The sequence below is a fragment of the Francisella adeliensis genome (assembly GCF_003290445.1).
GTDB classification, from domain to species: domain Bacteria; phylum Pseudomonadota; class Gammaproteobacteria; order Francisellales; family Francisellaceae; genus Francisella; species Francisella adeliensis.
In genome coordinates this window covers 267558-282975 of sequence record NZ_CP021781.1, presented here as the reverse complement: position 1 = coordinate 282975, position 15418 = coordinate 267558, and the positions used below count along the sequence as shown (strand labels likewise).

Below are 15418 nucleotides of genomic sequence, written 5' to 3'. Positions count from 1 at the left end.
TCTTAAACCATGCCGATACAAATCAGTAACAGAATAAAAAATATAAATGCCTCTGCAACAGCCTCAATGTCCTCTAAAGTTCAAGAACTTAAGGATAGGGGAAGAGAAATACTCTCTCTCAATGTTGGGGAACCTGGTTTTCATACCCCTGCTATAGTTAAGCAAGCAGGTATTGAAGCTATACAAGAGAATGTCACTCAATACACTACTGTTGATGGTTACAAAATGCTCAGGCAGGCTATCATTGATAGATATCAAACAGATTATCAAATCAAGTATGCTCTCGATGAAGTCTGTGTAACAACAGGTGCAAAACATAGCTTGCACAATGTTTTTAACTGTACGATAAACGATGGTGACGAAGTCATATATATGGCACCATACTGGGGATCTTATCCTGATATGATAAAACTTTCTGGAGGTGTTCCAATTGTTTTAGAAACCGATATTGAAAATAACTTTGAACCAGACATTGATAAGTTAGAAAGTTTAATCACTGCAAGAACTAAAGCAATTTTATTAAATATTCCAAACAATCCATCCGGAACTATTTATTCAAAAAAGACTATACTTGCTATTGCTGAGCTTATGGATAAATATCCGAACATTATATTAATTAGTGATGAAATTTATGATCAAATCTACTGGAAACAAACCCCAATAACCATTACTCAGGTATCTCCTCATCTTAAACAACGTACAATTGTAGTTAATGGTGTTTCAAAAAATTATGCTATGACTGGTTGGCGAGTAGGATATATAATCGCTCCGAAGGAGTTAATACAAGCGGTAAAAAAATTTCAATCACAATCTTTATCATGCGCATGCTCTATTTCGCAAATTGCAGCTGCTACTGCAATGAGACTAGATAGAAAAGATTTGATGTATATGGTGGATGCATACTATAGTCGTATTTGTTATGTAACTGATGCATTAAAAAACATCCCTAACGTACAAATATTTATTCCTCAAGGTGGTTTTTATGTGTTCGTAGATATACGTAAAATATTATCTAAAATGAACATCTCTGACGAGGAATTCTGCCTACAACTTTTAGAAAAAAAATCAGTAGGAACAATACATGGCAGTGCATTTGGTGCTCCTGGATATGTTCGAATTAGTGCAGCTGCAGAGATGAGTACTTTAAAAGAAGCAATTAGTAGGTTCAAAAATTTTCTTTCAACTATTTAAAAAAATTAAGGCATAAAATTCTTTTCAATATTTATTTTATCTGCCAAGATATAGACATCTAAAATCTAAAGCTATAAATTTATGACTAAAAATAAAAAAACCGTTGGTTTTATAGGTTGGCGAGGTATGGTTGGCTCTGTACTTATGAACAGAATGGCACAATCTAATGATTTTGAAAAAATCACACCTTTGTTTTTCACGACTTCACAACAAGGTCAAGAAGCTGAGATAAATGGTAATAAACACTTACTTAAAGATGCTTATGATATTAAAGAACTAGCTGAAATGGATATTATTGTTACTTGTCAAGGTAGTGAATATAGCCAAAAGATATTGCCTGAGCTTCGCACAAATAATTGGCAAGGTTTTTGGATAGATGCCGCATCTAATTATCGTATGGATGATAATTGCATAATAGCTTTAGATCCTATTAATCTATCAAATATCCAGCAAGCAATAAATGATGGTGTTAAGAACTTTATTGGCGGTAACTGTACAGTTAGCTTAATGATGTTAGCTATACATGGCTTGCTGAAAGCTCAACTTATTGAGTCTATATCTGTAATGAGCTACCAAGCAGTTTCTGGATCTGGTGCTCGTGCTATGAGTGAACTTTTAGAGCAAAGTAAAGTTATGAGTGAAAGCTTAAATACTAAAGATGCGCTAGAGCTAGAAAAAAATGTCCGTTCTCAAACAAAAAATGATAACTTCTCTTGTACTCAATTTATGGCTCCAATGGCTTTTAACCTAATTCCATTCATAGATACATTATTAGAAAACGGTCAAAGCAGAGAGGAATACAAGGCTCAAGCCGAACTCAACAAGATACTAAACTCAAAAGAAATAATTCCAATAGATGGCATTTGTGTAAGAGTTCCTGTACTTCGAGCACATAGCCAAGCCCTCACAATACACCTAAAAGAAGAGTATCCATTAAATGAACTAGAAACTATTATTTCATCAGCAAATGAATATGTAAAGTTTGTACCTAATACGCCCGAAGATACTGCCAAACATTTGACTCCACTATCTGTTTCAGGTTCATTGGATATTGCAGTAGGTCGCTTAAAAATTACTAGCATTTCTAAAAAACATATCCAACTTTTCACAGTTGGCGATCAACTTCTTTGGGGGGCTGCCGAACCTCTTAGACGAGTACTTAATATCTGTTTAAACACAGCATTCTAAAAGTCCCTTCTAAATTTTCTAAAATATCTGCCATATTATGTTTGACATTTTTTAAACTTAAATGCTAAACTCATTTTCATAATAAGTTTTTCTAAGATCAACTTATTCTTAAGAAGAGGAGCGTAATCTATAGCCCCAACCTGAAAGTAATAACACTTAAAGATGGTTGATTTGCTAGATTTTATGCCGAAAGAATGTAGAAGTTATTGGCTATATTCTTGGGTCTAATACTGAAAGGTAGTAGAACTGTCACGTTAATTATACGTGGGGAGCTTCGGTTTTAGCACTATCCTTTGCAAAATCTATTTTCCCTGCACTAGCAAATATTTGGAGGGAATTTCCTTGAATAAACAACTCATTATTGCAAAATTTGGTGGTACTAGTGTAGCTAATACAAACTCAATCAAACATTGTATTGAAATTATAAAAAACTCACCACAAACAAAGATTGTCGTTGTAAGTGCTCAATCAGGTGTTACAAATCTTTTAGTACAACTTGCAACACAATGTAATACGAAAGACTCAATCACTCAGATTATTGAAGAAATTAAAAATATAACTAAGCCTATATTACAAAATATTAATGACTTAGAAACTTCTATAAAAATCGATAATATTCTAGAAGACTTAAACTTACTAGCTGAAATGTCTTTACGACTTAAAACACCTCAACTATCTGATGAGATATTATCATTTGGTGAGTTTATATCTGCAACACTTATGACTCAATCGTTAAAAAACTCTGGCCTACCTGCTTTACATCTAAGTGCAAAAAACATTATTAAAACTGATAGTCACTTCGGTCAAGCAAAAGCTCTTACATCAGAAATTAGAACACATGCTCAACAACATTTACTACCTCTAATTGAGGAAAATATTGTCATTCTTGAAGGTTTTATAGGTTCAGATAGTTTTGGACAAACCACAACTCTTGGACGAGGAGGTAGTGACTATTCAGCTGCACTAATTGCTGAAGCGATACAGGCATCTGCTTTACATATTTGGACTGATGTCCCTGGTATATACCAAGTTGATCCCAGAGTTATAGAAGAATCGACATCAATCGAGAAAATAACTTTTAATGAAGCGGCTGAATTAGCAACTTTTGGTGCAAAAATCATTCATCCAAGCACGCTATGGCCTGCAATACATAATAACATCGATATTTTTATAGGGTCAACATTTAACCCGACTATAGCTGGGACATGGATTTCAAAAGAAAACCAACAAAATCCGCCTGTTATTCGTGCGATAGCTGAGCGTAAAAACCAAGTTTTACTTACTATAAAAAGTTATGACATGGTACATGCTCAAGGGTTTCTTGCTAAAGTTTTTAATATATTAGCCCAGCATAAAGTTAGCGTTGACTTAGTCACCACAAGTGAAATTAGTGTGGCACTAACTCTAGATCACATAGGTAGTCAATCTATTGGTAATACATTATTAACACCAAGCTTACTAAATGAACTTAATGAAATAGGTAATGTTGAAGTTAAGATTGATAGAGATTTATCTTTAATTGCAATTGTTGGTAACGATATTCACCAAACAAAGAATATCAGTGCTCGCGTTTTTTCTGAATTAACTGAATACAATATTCGCTTATTTAGTCATGGAGCTAGTGGTCACAATATATGCCTGCTAGTTGATAAAAATGATGCTCCCAAAATTATAAGAAAAATATACGACCAGTTTTTTAATCTAAAAAGGAGTTCTATATGAAAATTGCAATAGTTGGAAAAGGCAAAACAGGCCAAGCTGTAGTCGACATATTAGGCGCTGATAATATTTCTGAAATATTTGATTCAAAGAATATTGTTACTTCAGAAAAGTTAGATAACGCTGATATTGCAATCATATTCGTTGATAGAGATACACTCACAAATATAATGTCAATACTTCTAAATACTACGACCCCTATAGTTTGTGGGACAACTGGTTTTGAATATTCAAAAGAATTTATTGAAAATATCAATATCAGCAAAAAGACATGGGTTGTAGCAAATAACTTTAGTTTATCTATGGTTTTTATAAAAGAAACTCTCGAGTCTTTAGGAAAAATCAAGGATTTAATCCCTAATGCTCAATATAGTATAGAGGAAACTCATCACACACAAAAACTTGATGCTCCAAGTGGTACAGCAGTATCTTGGCAACAATGGACTAATGTGGATGAATGCCCGATTTCTTCTATTCGTACTGGTGATGTAAAAGGCATTCATGATCTTAGAATTGATTATGAATATGAAAGTTTACAATTTAAACATATTGCGCATGATCGCAAACTTTTTGCTCAAGGAGCTATTTGGACTGCTAAGTATATTATTCAACACCCAGATACTAAAGGATTTCATCAGTTTGAAACACTTGTTAGAGGAGCTATAAATGGATATTAACAACAATCTTTATACCGCTATAATCACACCAATGGATGAAAATGGTAAAATAGACTACACTAGTTTTGAGAAACTATTAAGATTTCAAGCAAATTCAAAATGTGGGATTTTAATTCTAGGAAGTACTGGTGAAGCACTTGCATTAAGCTTTGAAGAGCAATGCAAAGTAGTAGAATTTACATGTTCATTAGAATTAGACACTCCAATAATGGTAGGTGTCGGAGGATACCAACTTAGCCAACAGATCAAATGGATAAATTTTTGTAATAATCAAAGAATAGATAGTTTTTTACTAGTCACTCCTCTTTATGCTAAACCAGGAACTTTGGGGCAAACTTCTTGGTTTCAGTCATTATTAGATACTGCTCAAAAACCATGTATTTTATATAATGTGCCATCAAGAACAGGGGTAAACTTAAGCTATGACACATTGGAAAACCTAAAAAACCATAAAAACTTATGGGCAATGAAAGAAGCGTCTGGTGATTTTGAGCGTTTTGCGAACTACACAAAGATTGCTCCTAATTTAAAAATGTATAGTGGTGAAGATGCCATTCTTCCTGAACTTGTTGATAATGGAGCTATTGGCTTAATATCTGTTATATCAAATATATGGCCACAGCAGGCAAAAAAGTATGTTCAAGAAAGTACAAGTAAAACAATCAAAGATGAAGTTTCTCAGCTATGGAAGCAAGCTACAGCTGCTTGCTTTGAGGTGGCTAATCCTATACCTGTCAAAGTATGGCTTGCCTACAAAGATATAATCAAATCAAATACATTAAGAGCCCCTCTTATAGCTAATGAACTCAACAGCATAAAGAACGTTAACGATGCCGATACATTAATAAATACCTACTATGAATCAATATAAACACACAAGGAAGAAATAATGAGCTGGGAAAAAAACTTAGAACAATTACAAAAAGGTGAAATAAGAGCAGCTAACCAATTATCTAATGGTAACTGGGAAGCTAACACTGAAGTTAAGCAAGCAATATTAGATGCTTTTAAAGCTGGTAAAAATAAAGATTTCAATGGAATTTACGAAGGCTTTGTAGACAAGCACAACCTCTCTCCCCGTAAATTTAACACCTCAGATGCAGTTCGCATGGTGCCTGGAGGTTCATCTGTTCGCGCGGGTGCTTATGTAGCTCCATCTGTAATTATCATGCCACCATCTTATATAAACACAGGTGCTTATGTAGATAAAGGGACAATGGTAGACAGTCATGTCTTAGTTGGCTCATGCGCACAAATAGGTAAAAATGTACATTTATCTGCAGGCGTTCAAATCGGAGGAGTTTTAGAGCCTATAGGCATGAGCCCAGTTATTATTGAAGATAATGTTTTTGTTGGTGCTGGTGCTGTTATTGTTGAAGGTATCGTAGTCGGTAAACGAGCTGTTATAGCTCCATCTGTTTCTTTATCAAAAGGAGTTTCTGTCTATGATAGTGTAAATGAAAGAGTGTTAGAAAAAGGTGAAAAAATCCCAGAAGGTGCTGTTGTAATCCCAGGATCTCGACCAGTAAATACAAAATGGGGTAAAGAGCATAATCTACAAATGTATTGTCCTATAATTATCAAATATCGTGATGATAAAAGTGATAAGTCTCTTTCGCTTGAGGAGGCATTACGCTGATGTTTTCTATCGAACAACACAAAGATAATTTAAATAAACTTACAAAAGATATAGAGTCTCCTTTTTTCTTTTATGATCTTGAAGAGTTGGAAAGTAATCTAAAAAACATCAAAACTTTACCTATTAAGCTTTGGTATGCAGTTAAAGCAAACCCCTTATCCAGTATTATAGAAACTGTTTCTGAACAAGGTATCAATTTTGATGTTGCTAGTATCGGTGAGCTAGACCAAGTACTCAAACAAAATGTAAACCCTGAGAATATCTTACATACAGGCCCTGCTAAATCCTATAATCAAATTTGCTATTTCTTGGAAAAAGGTGTGCGTATTTTTGTATTAGAAAGTACCCAGCAATATGCAGATTTATCCAAAGCTTCTAAGCTTTATAATATAGAGGTTAAGGCATTACTTAGAGTTCAATTAAGATGGGATAACTCTTGCGAAAAGAATGTTCTTGGTGGCGATAGTATTACACCTTTTGGTCTACCTCCTCAAGCATGGAAAGAGTACTTTAGCACTAATCAAAATAATAACCAACACCTTAACATCATTGGTTTGCATTGCTTCCAATGGGGAAACATTACTAGTTCGAGTAAGCTATTTGATTTGTGGAAAACTATTACACATTCACTAGTTGACTTAGCATCTGAAATTAAGATTGATTTACAAGTTATAGATCTTGGTGGTGGACTTGGAATACCTTACTACAATGAAGACGAAAAACTTAATATCAAAGATATAAAAGCCGCTTTAGATAAACTAAAAACCGAATATTCCCAAATAGATTTTTGGCTTGAATTGGGTCGTTATGCTGTTGGTGAATGTGGTGTTTATATAACTCAGATTATTGATAAAAAAAATGTTTATGATAAAACCCTACTTGTACTTGAGGGTGGTAGCCATCATTTAATTCGTCCTTTTGTTAGTAAGCAAGCTTTCCCTGTATTTAATCTAAATAGAAATGATAACAGTAAAAATACAATGGAATTACATGGACCCCTGTGCACTAGCATAGACTATTTAGGAAGTATTGATTTACCTCAAACCACTAAACCAAACGACACTCTTGTATTCAAACAAGTTGGAGCATATGGTTTTACTGAAAGTATGCCTTTTTTCTTATGTCATACCCTACCTGCCGAAGTTATATACAAAAATCAACAAATAAAAATTATTAGAGAAGCAAAAAAAGCTAGTGAATGGCTAATGTGATTAATCAAAACAAATACATGAAGTAGATTTCCTAAAACCCTATAATAAGTAACTCATTTTTTTGCTATACTTTCATCTAGGAATTGAAAAAGGAGAAAGAGAAATGTCTAATCAAAGTTTACTCATAAAAAACGCTACAGTTGTCAACGAAGGTAAATCTTTTAAGTCAGATGTCTTAGTTGAGAATGGCAAGATAGCTCAAGTTGCTGAAAACATCTCAAAAGAAGTTGATAAGGTAATTGATGCTACAGGACTTCATTTATTGCCTGGTATGATAGATGATCAAGTGCATTTTAGAGAGCCGGGTCTTATGCATAAGGGCGAGATTGAGACAGAGTCAAAAGCTGCTGTAATGGGTGGTATTACTTCATATATGGAGATGCCAAATGTAAACCCAGCTACAACAGTTGTAGAGCGACTAGCTGAGAAAAAAGAGCGAGCTGCTGCTAGATCTCATGCTAACTATGCTTTTTACTTAGGTGCTACAAATGACAATGTCGAAGAGCTAAAACGCCTGAAACCAAATGATGCTTGTGCTATTAAGATATTCATGGGTGCTTCAACTGGTAATATGCTAGTCAATAACAAAGAAACTCTTGAAGGCTTCTTTAAAAACAGTCCACTTCTGATAGTAACTCATTGTGAAGATACTCCAATGATTACAGAACTTGAGAATAAAGCTCGTGAGAAATACGGCGAAGATGTACCGTTTGACTTACACCCAGAGATTCGCTCAAGAGAAGCTTGCTTTAAGTCATCAGAGCTTGCAGTAGGACTTGCGAAAAAATACAACTCAAGACTTCATGTACTTCATCTAACTACAGCAGAAGAGATGGTACATTTTGATAATACTATTCCGCTAGAAGAAAAACGCATCACAGCAGAGGTTTGTGCGCATCATCTATTCTTCTCACGCAAAGACTATGCGGAAAAAGGTTCTTTGATAAAGTGTAACCCTGCTGTAAAAGAAGAAAGCGATAGGTTGAAGCTTTTAGAATGTGTAGCGAACAATACTATCGATGTAATTGCAACAGATCACGCTCCACATACTTGGGAAGAAAAGCAAGGTACTTACTTTAAAGCACCTGCTGGCTTACCATTAGTTGAAGAGGCTCTTATATCTGTACTAGAGCATCATCACAATGGCTTCTTAACTCTTGAGCAAGTAGTACAAAAGACTGCCCACGCTCCAGCTATAGTTTACAAGGTTAAAGATCGTGGTTTTATCCGTGAAGGCTACCACGCTGATTTAGTGCTTGTGAATCTAAACGAACCTCATACGCGTACTGATGAAATCAGTCACTACAAGTGTGGTTGGACTCCGTTTGCAGGTCGTACATTCAAATCAAAAGTTCAAACAACTATTATCAACGGTGTTGTGAAGTATCATAAAGGTAAAGTTATCAGTGATCAAAGAGGTCAGTGTTTAGAATTTAATCATGAGTTTTAAATTATAATTTTCATCAACTTCTTTAAAAGGTTTAAAAAAATTCAAAACCACACTTAAACATATACTAAATAATAATGTTTTTTGATATTATTCCTAATAAGTAGACTTCTAACTATATTAAATCATGTCAGTAATTAAAAATCTAAAAAATTATAGTAATAGTGTCTTAGATTGGTCATCATTTGACGGTAAAAAAGCATTACTTTTGATGCTTATTTCATTGCTATTTTTTTACCCTATACTTTATGGGCATGGAATTTATACAGATGATTTACATCGACTAGAGACAGGTGCATTTTGGTGGTTAAATGATGGACGGCCATTAACATACTTGATAGGCAAAATGTACTCTCTTACTCGAGGACCTGTAATCGACCCAACACCATATAATTGGATTATATCAATTGCACTCATTGGTGTTGCAGCAAAACTTGTGTACCTGCATTTTGCTAACACCTATAAACAAACAGCATTCATGTTAGCATCAATTTTTATAGCTAATCCTTTTTTTATTCAAAATATGCTATACCGTTTTGATAGTATTAGTATGGCTCTAGCTGTTTTTTTTTGTGTTCTAGGCTTTTGTATAAGACAAGAGTGTTTTTTCCTCAAGATTCTTCTTTTATTCATAAGTATGAATTTTTATCAGACCGCATATAATTTATTTCTTGGTTTAATGGCAATTGATTTATTGATTATGTTTAGTAACCCTCAAACAAAAGGAGATATTAGAAAGTACTTAATTAAAGGTTTTCTAATCTTCTTCCTAGTAACAGTTTGTTACTTTATTGAAAAACAACTTTTCTTACATGTTACACAAGGTAGATCTTCTCTTTTATCAATATCATCTGCTCTACCATTAGATATATTTAAAAACTACTACCATGCATTTACACCTTTTATGTCTTTCTGGAAAATTAATTTTATATTCATTATTCCGGCAATTCTTTTAATGGGTCTTGCTCTTCTAAATCATATATTTACCCATAAAAATATCTCTTTCATTTTTGGGTGCTCTATTAGTCTGTTGCTGGTTATATTATCTTCTCTGGGTTTTATGGTATTGTTAGCTTATCAAATGGATTTCTTCCAAGTAAGGGTTTATATGTACTTCCCTGTGGTTATAATGTTTATTTATATTATTTGTGATCATAGTTTTAAAAATGCTGCTAAAATTGTTATATTACCAATACTTTTCGCATGCTTTATTTTTAGTGCTAGAGTTGGGAATATCCAACAATTGCAAGAAGAGTTTGAAAAACCCATCTTTTATGGGTTGACAGTTGATATTTATGATGTCAAAAACAAATATGGCATTAATGAATTTAATACTATTGGACAGGTTCCATATTCCGCATTTATTTCGAATTCATTAAGCCAGACACCATTTTATGGGTTTATGTCAAGATATGAGGGGGATACAAGATATAGGTTACTCGAGTATGGCAATAAAGATGTTTATTCTCAGTTTTATGATGACTCTGCTGAACTACATAGTAGATTTGACAAAGAAAAAAATCATTTAACCACGGTTAAAAATAGACCCTACTATTTTATTTATATAAATAATACTAACCATAACGGATGGATTGTTTGGAAAACTGTATGGTTACTGAATTAATGATGGTCTTCAGTATTACAACTGATTTAGTGCTTGTAAACTTAAAAGAACCTCATACGCGTAGTGATGAAACCAGTCACTATAAGTGTGGTTGGACACCATTTGCAGGTCGCACATTTAAATCAAAAGTTCAAACCACTATCATCAGCGGTGTTGTGAAATATCACAAAGGTAAGGTAGTCAGCGACCAAAGAGGTCAATGCTTAGAATTTAATCATGAGTTTTGATTTTAATAAAATATCTAGTAAATAAAAGGTTTTAGTATATGCTACTGTTTACAGTAATTATTTTTTTAATACTATTAATAGCATTATCATTATTGTTAGCATTTTTCTTATATTACATATCAACTATAAAACGTTTTATAAGGGTGATCTTTATAAAGAATTGTAGAGAAAGGTTAAAAAGCAATGAAAATAAAAATATAAGTAAAATTTATATAAAAAAGCTACGTAAAAAAGTCTTTTTTATTATGCTAAATCCTTCACTTGTGTGGAATTTATTTTTAGATTTTCTTTCTCTTTTTAAAGAGCTCGTCTCTAAGTTTGATAATTTAGAAATAAAAGTTTTTGCTGGTATAAATATCCTTATTTTATATGTTGGATTCATATATGGTTTCCTTTACCAGAGCTTATATAATGTATCTGACTTTATTAGTTTGAATCTTTTTGATATATATAAATTTGGACTGGAAGCTTTTTTTCAGGTAAATATTTATAGTGATCATATGTATTCATTTGTTCTGTTTTTATATTTCTTGATTTTCATCTCATTAGAGATATTTGTCAGAATTTTGATTTTAGAAAGAAAAAGTGGTTTAAGAATATTTCCAAAAATATATTATTTGGGTGTAGTAACAATTATTTTCTTATTTTCAATCATTCTAATTAAATCTTATTTATTAAGCAGAGAATCTAATAAAATATATCAAATGATGTTAAATGGTAATATAGCAACGGTATTTTCAGATAACAAATATAATTATGTATCTGATCCTGAAAAAGCATATACATACCTGGTACCATTAAATAAGAATATTCAAAATAGTAGTAATGTTGAAAAATATGGAGTCCTTCATATTAGTTACAATGATGCTTTAATAAAAGGAGTAGTTACTAGAATTAAAGAGAATAAAAAAGAGTTAGAAAGTAAAGTTGGTGAAAAAAAATATAACCAAATATTAAAAGCATATCAAGATGTGAGTTAGTTTTATTTTCTAATCATTTGTTTTTGGAACTACTAACCGCTAATGTGCAGCCACCCCTTCAAATATTGAAGGGGTGGCTTGCAAAGCAAGACGGGGTAGTATTTTACTTTATAAACTCATCAAACCAAGCGATCTGCTTAGCTAGTATTTTTTGTAGAGGCTCGCCTTCGTAGCACTCATAATGACTAATTCCTTCTAAAAGCATTAGTTCTTTTGGCTGATTAGCTTTTTCATATAGTATATGTGACTCTTCAACAGGATTTACAGAGTCAGTATCAGAGGCAACTATTAGTACAGGGATTTTTAAATCACTGATATAGTTCTCTGGTTTATGTGACATAGTTTCATTAACTGTTAGGAATGGGGTCTTGATATCAAAAGCATCATATTCTTTGCTATATCTTTCATAGAAGCCTTTTGATTGCTCATCTGTAAGTACTTTATGTAAAGGAACCATCATTTCTTTACCAGTCTTTTCTTTTTTAGCTAGCATTTTATCAATCATACCTACAAATTTTTCTTTCTCTTCAGTAGACATATCGCCAGTGATTACTCTCTCACCGTTACCAAAAGTTAGTTGTACTGATAGGCATTTTACAAGATCATTTTGTGCAGCAGCTGTGATGGCATTAGCGCCACCATACGAAGTACCCCAAAGCCCAATCTTACTAGAATCAACAAAATCTAAACTCGCTATATAATCAATCGCAGAATGAATATCTTCGATTTGTAACTTCGGTACTAGTCGACCTCTCTCGCCTTCACTCTCCCCAAAACCTCTATAGTCAAAGTTAAGAACTATATAGCCAGCTTTTGCAAAAGCTTCAGCATACGCAGGAAGAAGAACTTCTTTAAAACCTGCAAAACCATGACAAAGTACTATTGTATGATATTTATTATTTGCATCAAAATTTTCAGGTGTATATAGTAGGGCTGCTATATTTGAGCCGTGAGAATTGAAGTTTATTTTTTTCATGATTGTTGCTGCTTTGAGATATTTTGTTTATGTAAACATTTTATCAGAAATCAGGTATATATTCTCACAAACCAATACCCAAACTTTTTGTCAAACGCTTTACACCAATATGCGCTTATAAAAAACTATTTGTTACTGCTTTCAGACTCTTCTCAAGAATTATTGACATATTAACTTTTTATTAGCATAATTTTATTACAGCCTTATTTTAAATAGTGAAATATGAAAAGATCAAACTTACTTTTATCAACTATAATATTTGTACTTTTTAGTTCCACCAGTTTTGCAGCAAATCAAGATGGTAAAGTAGTCGAAGAAGCAACTCATCAAACAACTGAAACTGTTACTACAACCACACCAAACCAAGAAAGTACAACACAAGCACCTCAAGTAGTTACTGAAGAACACGTAACTACTGACACATACAGAAAAAAAGCTATAGCTGGCCACGATTTATCACCTGATGATAAACAAAAAATCCGTCAGGATCAAAGAAAGTCAATAACAAATAAAAGATTCAGTAGAAACTCAACAGTATAGGAAGCTAGAGAGCTATTATAAATCAATATTCAAAGTCTTAGCTAATGCTTTTAGCTTTTTCATAGTTTCTGGTAAATGACGAATAGCAGCCCATTGCTTCATTAATTCACGGCCCTCATAAGCTGGGTAGCCCATATGACTTTCTCCAGCAGGGATATCTTTCATAACGCCAGCCTTACCACCAACTCTTGCACCATCACCAATATTTACATGATCCTTTATACCTGCATTACCAGCGATAATCACACCATCACCAATATTTACTGAGCCACTAATTCCTGCTTGTCCACAGATCATACAGCCCTTACCAATAGTTACATTATGTCCTATCTGCACAAGATTATCTATCTTTGTAAAATCGCCAACTATTGTCGAGCCAAATTTAGCATTATCTATACAGCTACCAGACCCAACATCTACATAATTACCTAAAATAACATTACCAATATGCGGAACTCGAACTATAGTACGACCATCCTCTGATGGACGATAGCCAAAACCATCACTACCAACATTACAACCTGAATAAAGTCTACAAAAAGCTCCTACAACAGTTCTTTCTCGTATGCTTACATTTGGCCAAATTATACATTGTGGTCCTACTTGAGCATTATCATAAATCGAAACATTTGCATATATTATAGTACCTTCACCAATGCTAACATTTCTACCAATATATGTACCTGCACCTATAGATACATTTTCACTAATATTAGCTGATGGGTCAACTACAGCAGCTGGATGGATCCCATTTTGCTCAGGGTCAGGATCTACAAAATATTCTAAAACTTTTGCCATTGCTAAATCTGCATTTTCAACGATAAGTATTGGCTTATCATTAATATCAACAACTCTACCTTTAAGCTCTTTTGTAATCAACGCCGCACTAGCTTTTGACTTAGCTAAGAGTTTTACATGCTCCGGCTTATTAATAAGAGTAAGCTCTCCCTCTTGTGCTTTGTCAGCATAGTTTAGTCCTGTGACAACTTTTTCGCTAGGATTAATAAGCTCCGCACCCAAATGTTCTGCAATTTCTTTTATGGTATGTTGCATTACTCTTCCTTATAATTAAGTTTTAATCATTTTGAGTCTGAAAATATTCTTTAAAAACATGAAATATTTTTCAGTATATAGAATTGATTATATCACTTTATATAATCTTGTGCCTGAATTAATGCTAATTCATCACTATTGATATTATGAGTAACTTTGAATATACCATCTAAACATACAGTAATATTTTGCAATGCTTTAGAAAAATTTTCTTCCTTTAATATATAGCTTAAAAACATCGCAGCTGTAATATCTCCAGACCCACTAACTTTAGGCTGTACTATATATTTTGCAGACTCTAAATATTCAAAGAAACCATCTTTGTAAATAGCAATTCCAGTCTTATTTTTATCAAAAGATGTGCTTGTAACTATTATAGTTTGTGATTTATTTTTAGTCTTTTTAATAAGATTTTCACAGGCCATAACAATATCATTATATGAGCTAATATCTGTATCACTTAGTATAGACAATTCAAATAAGTTTGGGGTAACGATATCAGCTATTGGTAATAAGTTTTCTAAAAACATTTGCGGATGATCTTTCGATGCAAAAATATGCCCTTCATCATTATGATCATAAAAATCTCCAAAAACAGGATCACAACAATATATAGCTTTAGGATTTAGCTTTTTAAGATCTATAACAGTATTTGCAATAACTTTAGCAACTTCAATATTACCAATGTACCCCGACAATAACGCATCATGCTTACCTAAGAAGCTATTCTCTTTCAGTCCATCTATAATCGACTGAATATCTTTCGCACTAAAGAAAGCTCCTTTAAAAACATCATACTGTGTATGGTTTGAAAGCTGTACTGTATATATTGGAGACACTTCAACCCCTAACCTTTGCATAGCAAATACTGCAGCCTTATTTCCAGCATAGCCATAAGCAACATGAGATTGTATTGATAATACGCGAGGAGTTTTCATCAAAATAG

13 protein-coding genes, 2 pseudogenes and 1 riboswitch are annotated in these 15418 nt (G+C 33.1%); of the genes and pseudogenes, 12 read left to right on the top strand and 3 right to left on the bottom strand.

Annotated features, from left to right (window positions below; translation table 11 throughout):
* The first annotated feature begins 9 nt into the window (after window positions 1-9).
* The 11 genes and pseudogenes from CDH04_RS01415 to CDH04_RS01365 all read left to right on the top strand — a co-directional run bounded on the left by CDH04_RS01415 (window position 10) and on the right by CDH04_RS01365 (window position 11903).
* Entirely contained in the window at window positions 10-1191 is a 1182-nt protein-coding gene (locus tag CDH04_RS01415; RefSeq protein WP_112869331.1) for a pyridoxal phosphate-dependent aminotransferase, read from the top strand.
* An 81-nt stretch (window positions 1192-1272) separates the two neighbouring features.
* Window positions 1273-2379, top strand: coding sequence for an aspartate-semialdehyde dehydrogenase (asd, locus tag CDH04_RS01410; protein ID WP_112869330.1), 1107 nt, complete (start codon window positions 1273-1275; stop codon window positions 2377-2379).
* A gap of 105 nt (window positions 2380-2484) precedes the next feature.
* Window positions 2485-2662: riboswitch (Lysine riboswitch) on the top strand.
* Between the two features lie 59 nt (window positions 2663-2721).
* Window positions 2722-4101: a lysine-sensitive aspartokinase 3 gene (gene lysC, locus CDH04_RS01405; protein ID WP_112869329.1), complete on the top strand. Its 1380-nt coding sequence runs from the start codon at window positions 2722-2724 to the stop codon at window positions 4099-4101.
* Entirely contained in the window at window positions 4098-4775 is a 678-nt protein-coding gene (locus tag CDH04_RS01400) for a dihydrodipicolinate reductase C-terminal domain-containing protein (protein ID WP_112869328.1), read from the top strand. The genes lysC and CDH04_RS01400 overlap by 4 nt, the downstream gene beginning before the upstream one ends.
* The gene (gene dapA / locus CDH04_RS01395; RefSeq protein ID WP_112869327.1) at window positions 4765-5646 is read left to right on the top strand and encodes a 4-hydroxy-tetrahydrodipicolinate synthase; all 882 of its coding nucleotides are present in this window, start codon (window positions 4765-4767) and stop codon (window positions 5644-5646) included. The genes CDH04_RS01400 and dapA overlap by 11 nt, the downstream gene beginning before the upstream one ends.
* Window positions 5647-5664: 18 nt before the next feature.
* Window positions 5665-6414 carry a 2,3,4,5-tetrahydropyridine-2,6-dicarboxylate N-succinyltransferase gene (locus CDH04_RS01390; protein WP_112869326.1) on the top strand — a complete coding sequence of 250 codons (750 nt, stop codon included), beginning with the start codon at window positions 5665-5667 and terminating at the stop codon, window positions 6412-6414.
* Entirely contained in the window at window positions 6414-7625 is a 1212-nt protein-coding gene (locus CDH04_RS01385; RefSeq protein ID WP_112869325.1) for a PLP-dependent decarboxylase, read from the top strand. Before CDH04_RS01390 ends, CDH04_RS01385 begins: the two co-directional genes overlap by 1 nt.
* A gap of 103 nt (window positions 7626-7728) precedes the next feature.
* Entirely contained in the window at window positions 7729-9075 is a 1347-nt protein-coding gene (locus tag CDH04_RS01380; RefSeq protein WP_112869324.1) for a dihydroorotase, read from the top strand.
* 124 nt (window positions 9076-9199) lie between these two features.
* Window positions 9200-10696, top strand: coding sequence for a glucosyltransferase domain-containing protein (locus tag CDH04_RS01375; RefSeq protein ID WP_112869323.1), 1497 nt, complete (start codon window positions 9200-9202; stop codon window positions 10694-10696).
* A gap of 23 nt (window positions 10697-10719) precedes the next feature.
* A pseudogene (locus tag CDH04_RS01370) lies at window positions 10720-10923 on the top strand (dihydroorotase); the annotation flags it as partial.
* 245 nt (window positions 10924-11168) lie between these two features.
* The gene (locus CDH04_RS01365) at window positions 11169-11903 is read left to right on the top strand and encodes a hypothetical protein (protein ID WP_162699174.1); all 735 of its coding nucleotides are present in this window, start codon (window positions 11169-11171) and stop codon (window positions 11901-11903) included.
* 103 nt (window positions 11904-12006) lie between these two features.
* On the opposite strand, the pseudogene uilS reads toward CDH04_RS01365, so the two are convergent.
* Window positions 12007-12891: pseudogene (gene uilS, locus CDH04_RS01360) on the bottom strand (UilS family quorum-quenching N-acyl-homoserine lactonase); the annotation flags it as partial.
* 210 nt (window positions 12892-13101) lie between these two features.
* Between uilS and CDH04_RS01355 the strand changes: the two are divergent.
* Window positions 13102-13419, top strand: a complete 318-nt coding sequence (locus CDH04_RS01355) for a hypothetical protein (protein ID WP_112869320.1) — start codon at window positions 13102-13104, stop codon at window positions 13417-13419.
* A 15-nt stretch (window positions 13420-13434) separates the two neighbouring features.
* On the opposite strand, the gene lpxD is transcribed toward CDH04_RS01355, so the two are convergent.
* Together lpxD and pdxY are read right to left on the bottom strand one after the other, a co-directional pair.
* Window positions 13435-14472 (bottom strand): UDP-3-O-(3-hydroxymyristoyl)glucosamine N-acyltransferase, encoded by a 1038-nt coding sequence (lpxD, locus tag CDH04_RS01350; protein WP_112869319.1) that lies wholly within the window; start codon window positions 14470-14472, stop codon window positions 13435-13437.
* Window positions 14473-14564: 92 nt separating this feature from the next.
* Entirely contained in the window at window positions 14565-15410 is an 846-nt protein-coding gene (gene pdxY / locus CDH04_RS01345; RefSeq protein WP_162699173.1) for a pyridoxal kinase, read from the bottom strand.
* Window positions 15411-15418: the final 8 nt, after the last annotated feature.

Coding starts and splice junctions, on each gene's coding strand:
- CDH04_RS01415 (WP_112869331.1), top strand. CDS start 10: ATGCCGATACAAATCAGTAACAGAATAAAAAATATAAATGCCTCTGCA.
- asd (WP_112869330.1), top strand. CDS start 1,273: ATGACTAAAAATAAAAAAACCGTTGGTTTTATAGGTTGGCGAGGTATG.
- CDH04_RS01400 (WP_112869328.1), top strand. CDS start 4,098: ATGAAAATTGCAATAGTTGGAAAAGGCAAAACAGGCCAAGCTGTAGTC.
- dapA (WP_112869327.1), top strand. CDS start 4,765: ATGGATATTAACAACAATCTTTATACCGCTATAATCACACCAATGGAT.
- CDH04_RS01390 (WP_112869326.1), top strand. CDS start 5,665: ATGAGCTGGGAAAAAAACTTAGAACAATTACAAAAAGGTGAAATAAGA.
- CDH04_RS01385 (WP_112869325.1), top strand. CDS start 6,414: ATGTTTTCTATCGAACAACACAAAGATAATTTAAATAAACTTACAAAA.
- CDH04_RS01380 (WP_112869324.1), top strand. CDS start 7,729: ATGTCTAATCAAAGTTTACTCATAAAAAACGCTACAGTTGTCAACGAA.
- CDH04_RS01375 (WP_112869323.1), top strand. CDS start 9,200: ATGTCAGTAATTAAAAATCTAAAAAATTATAGTAATAGTGTCTTAGAT.
- CDH04_RS01365 (WP_162699174.1), top strand. CDS start 11,169: ATGCTAAATCCTTCACTTGTGTGGAATTTATTTTTAGATTTTCTTTCT.
- CDH04_RS01355 (WP_112869320.1), top strand. CDS start 13,102: ATGAAAAGATCAAACTTACTTTTATCAACTATAATATTTGTACTTTTT.
- lpxD (WP_112869319.1), bottom strand. CDS start 14,472: ATGCAACATACCATAAAAGAAATTGCAGAACATTTGGGTGCGGAGCTT.
- pdxY (WP_162699173.1), bottom strand. CDS start 15,410: ATGAAAACTCCTCGCGTATTATCAATACAATCTCATGTTGCTTATGGC.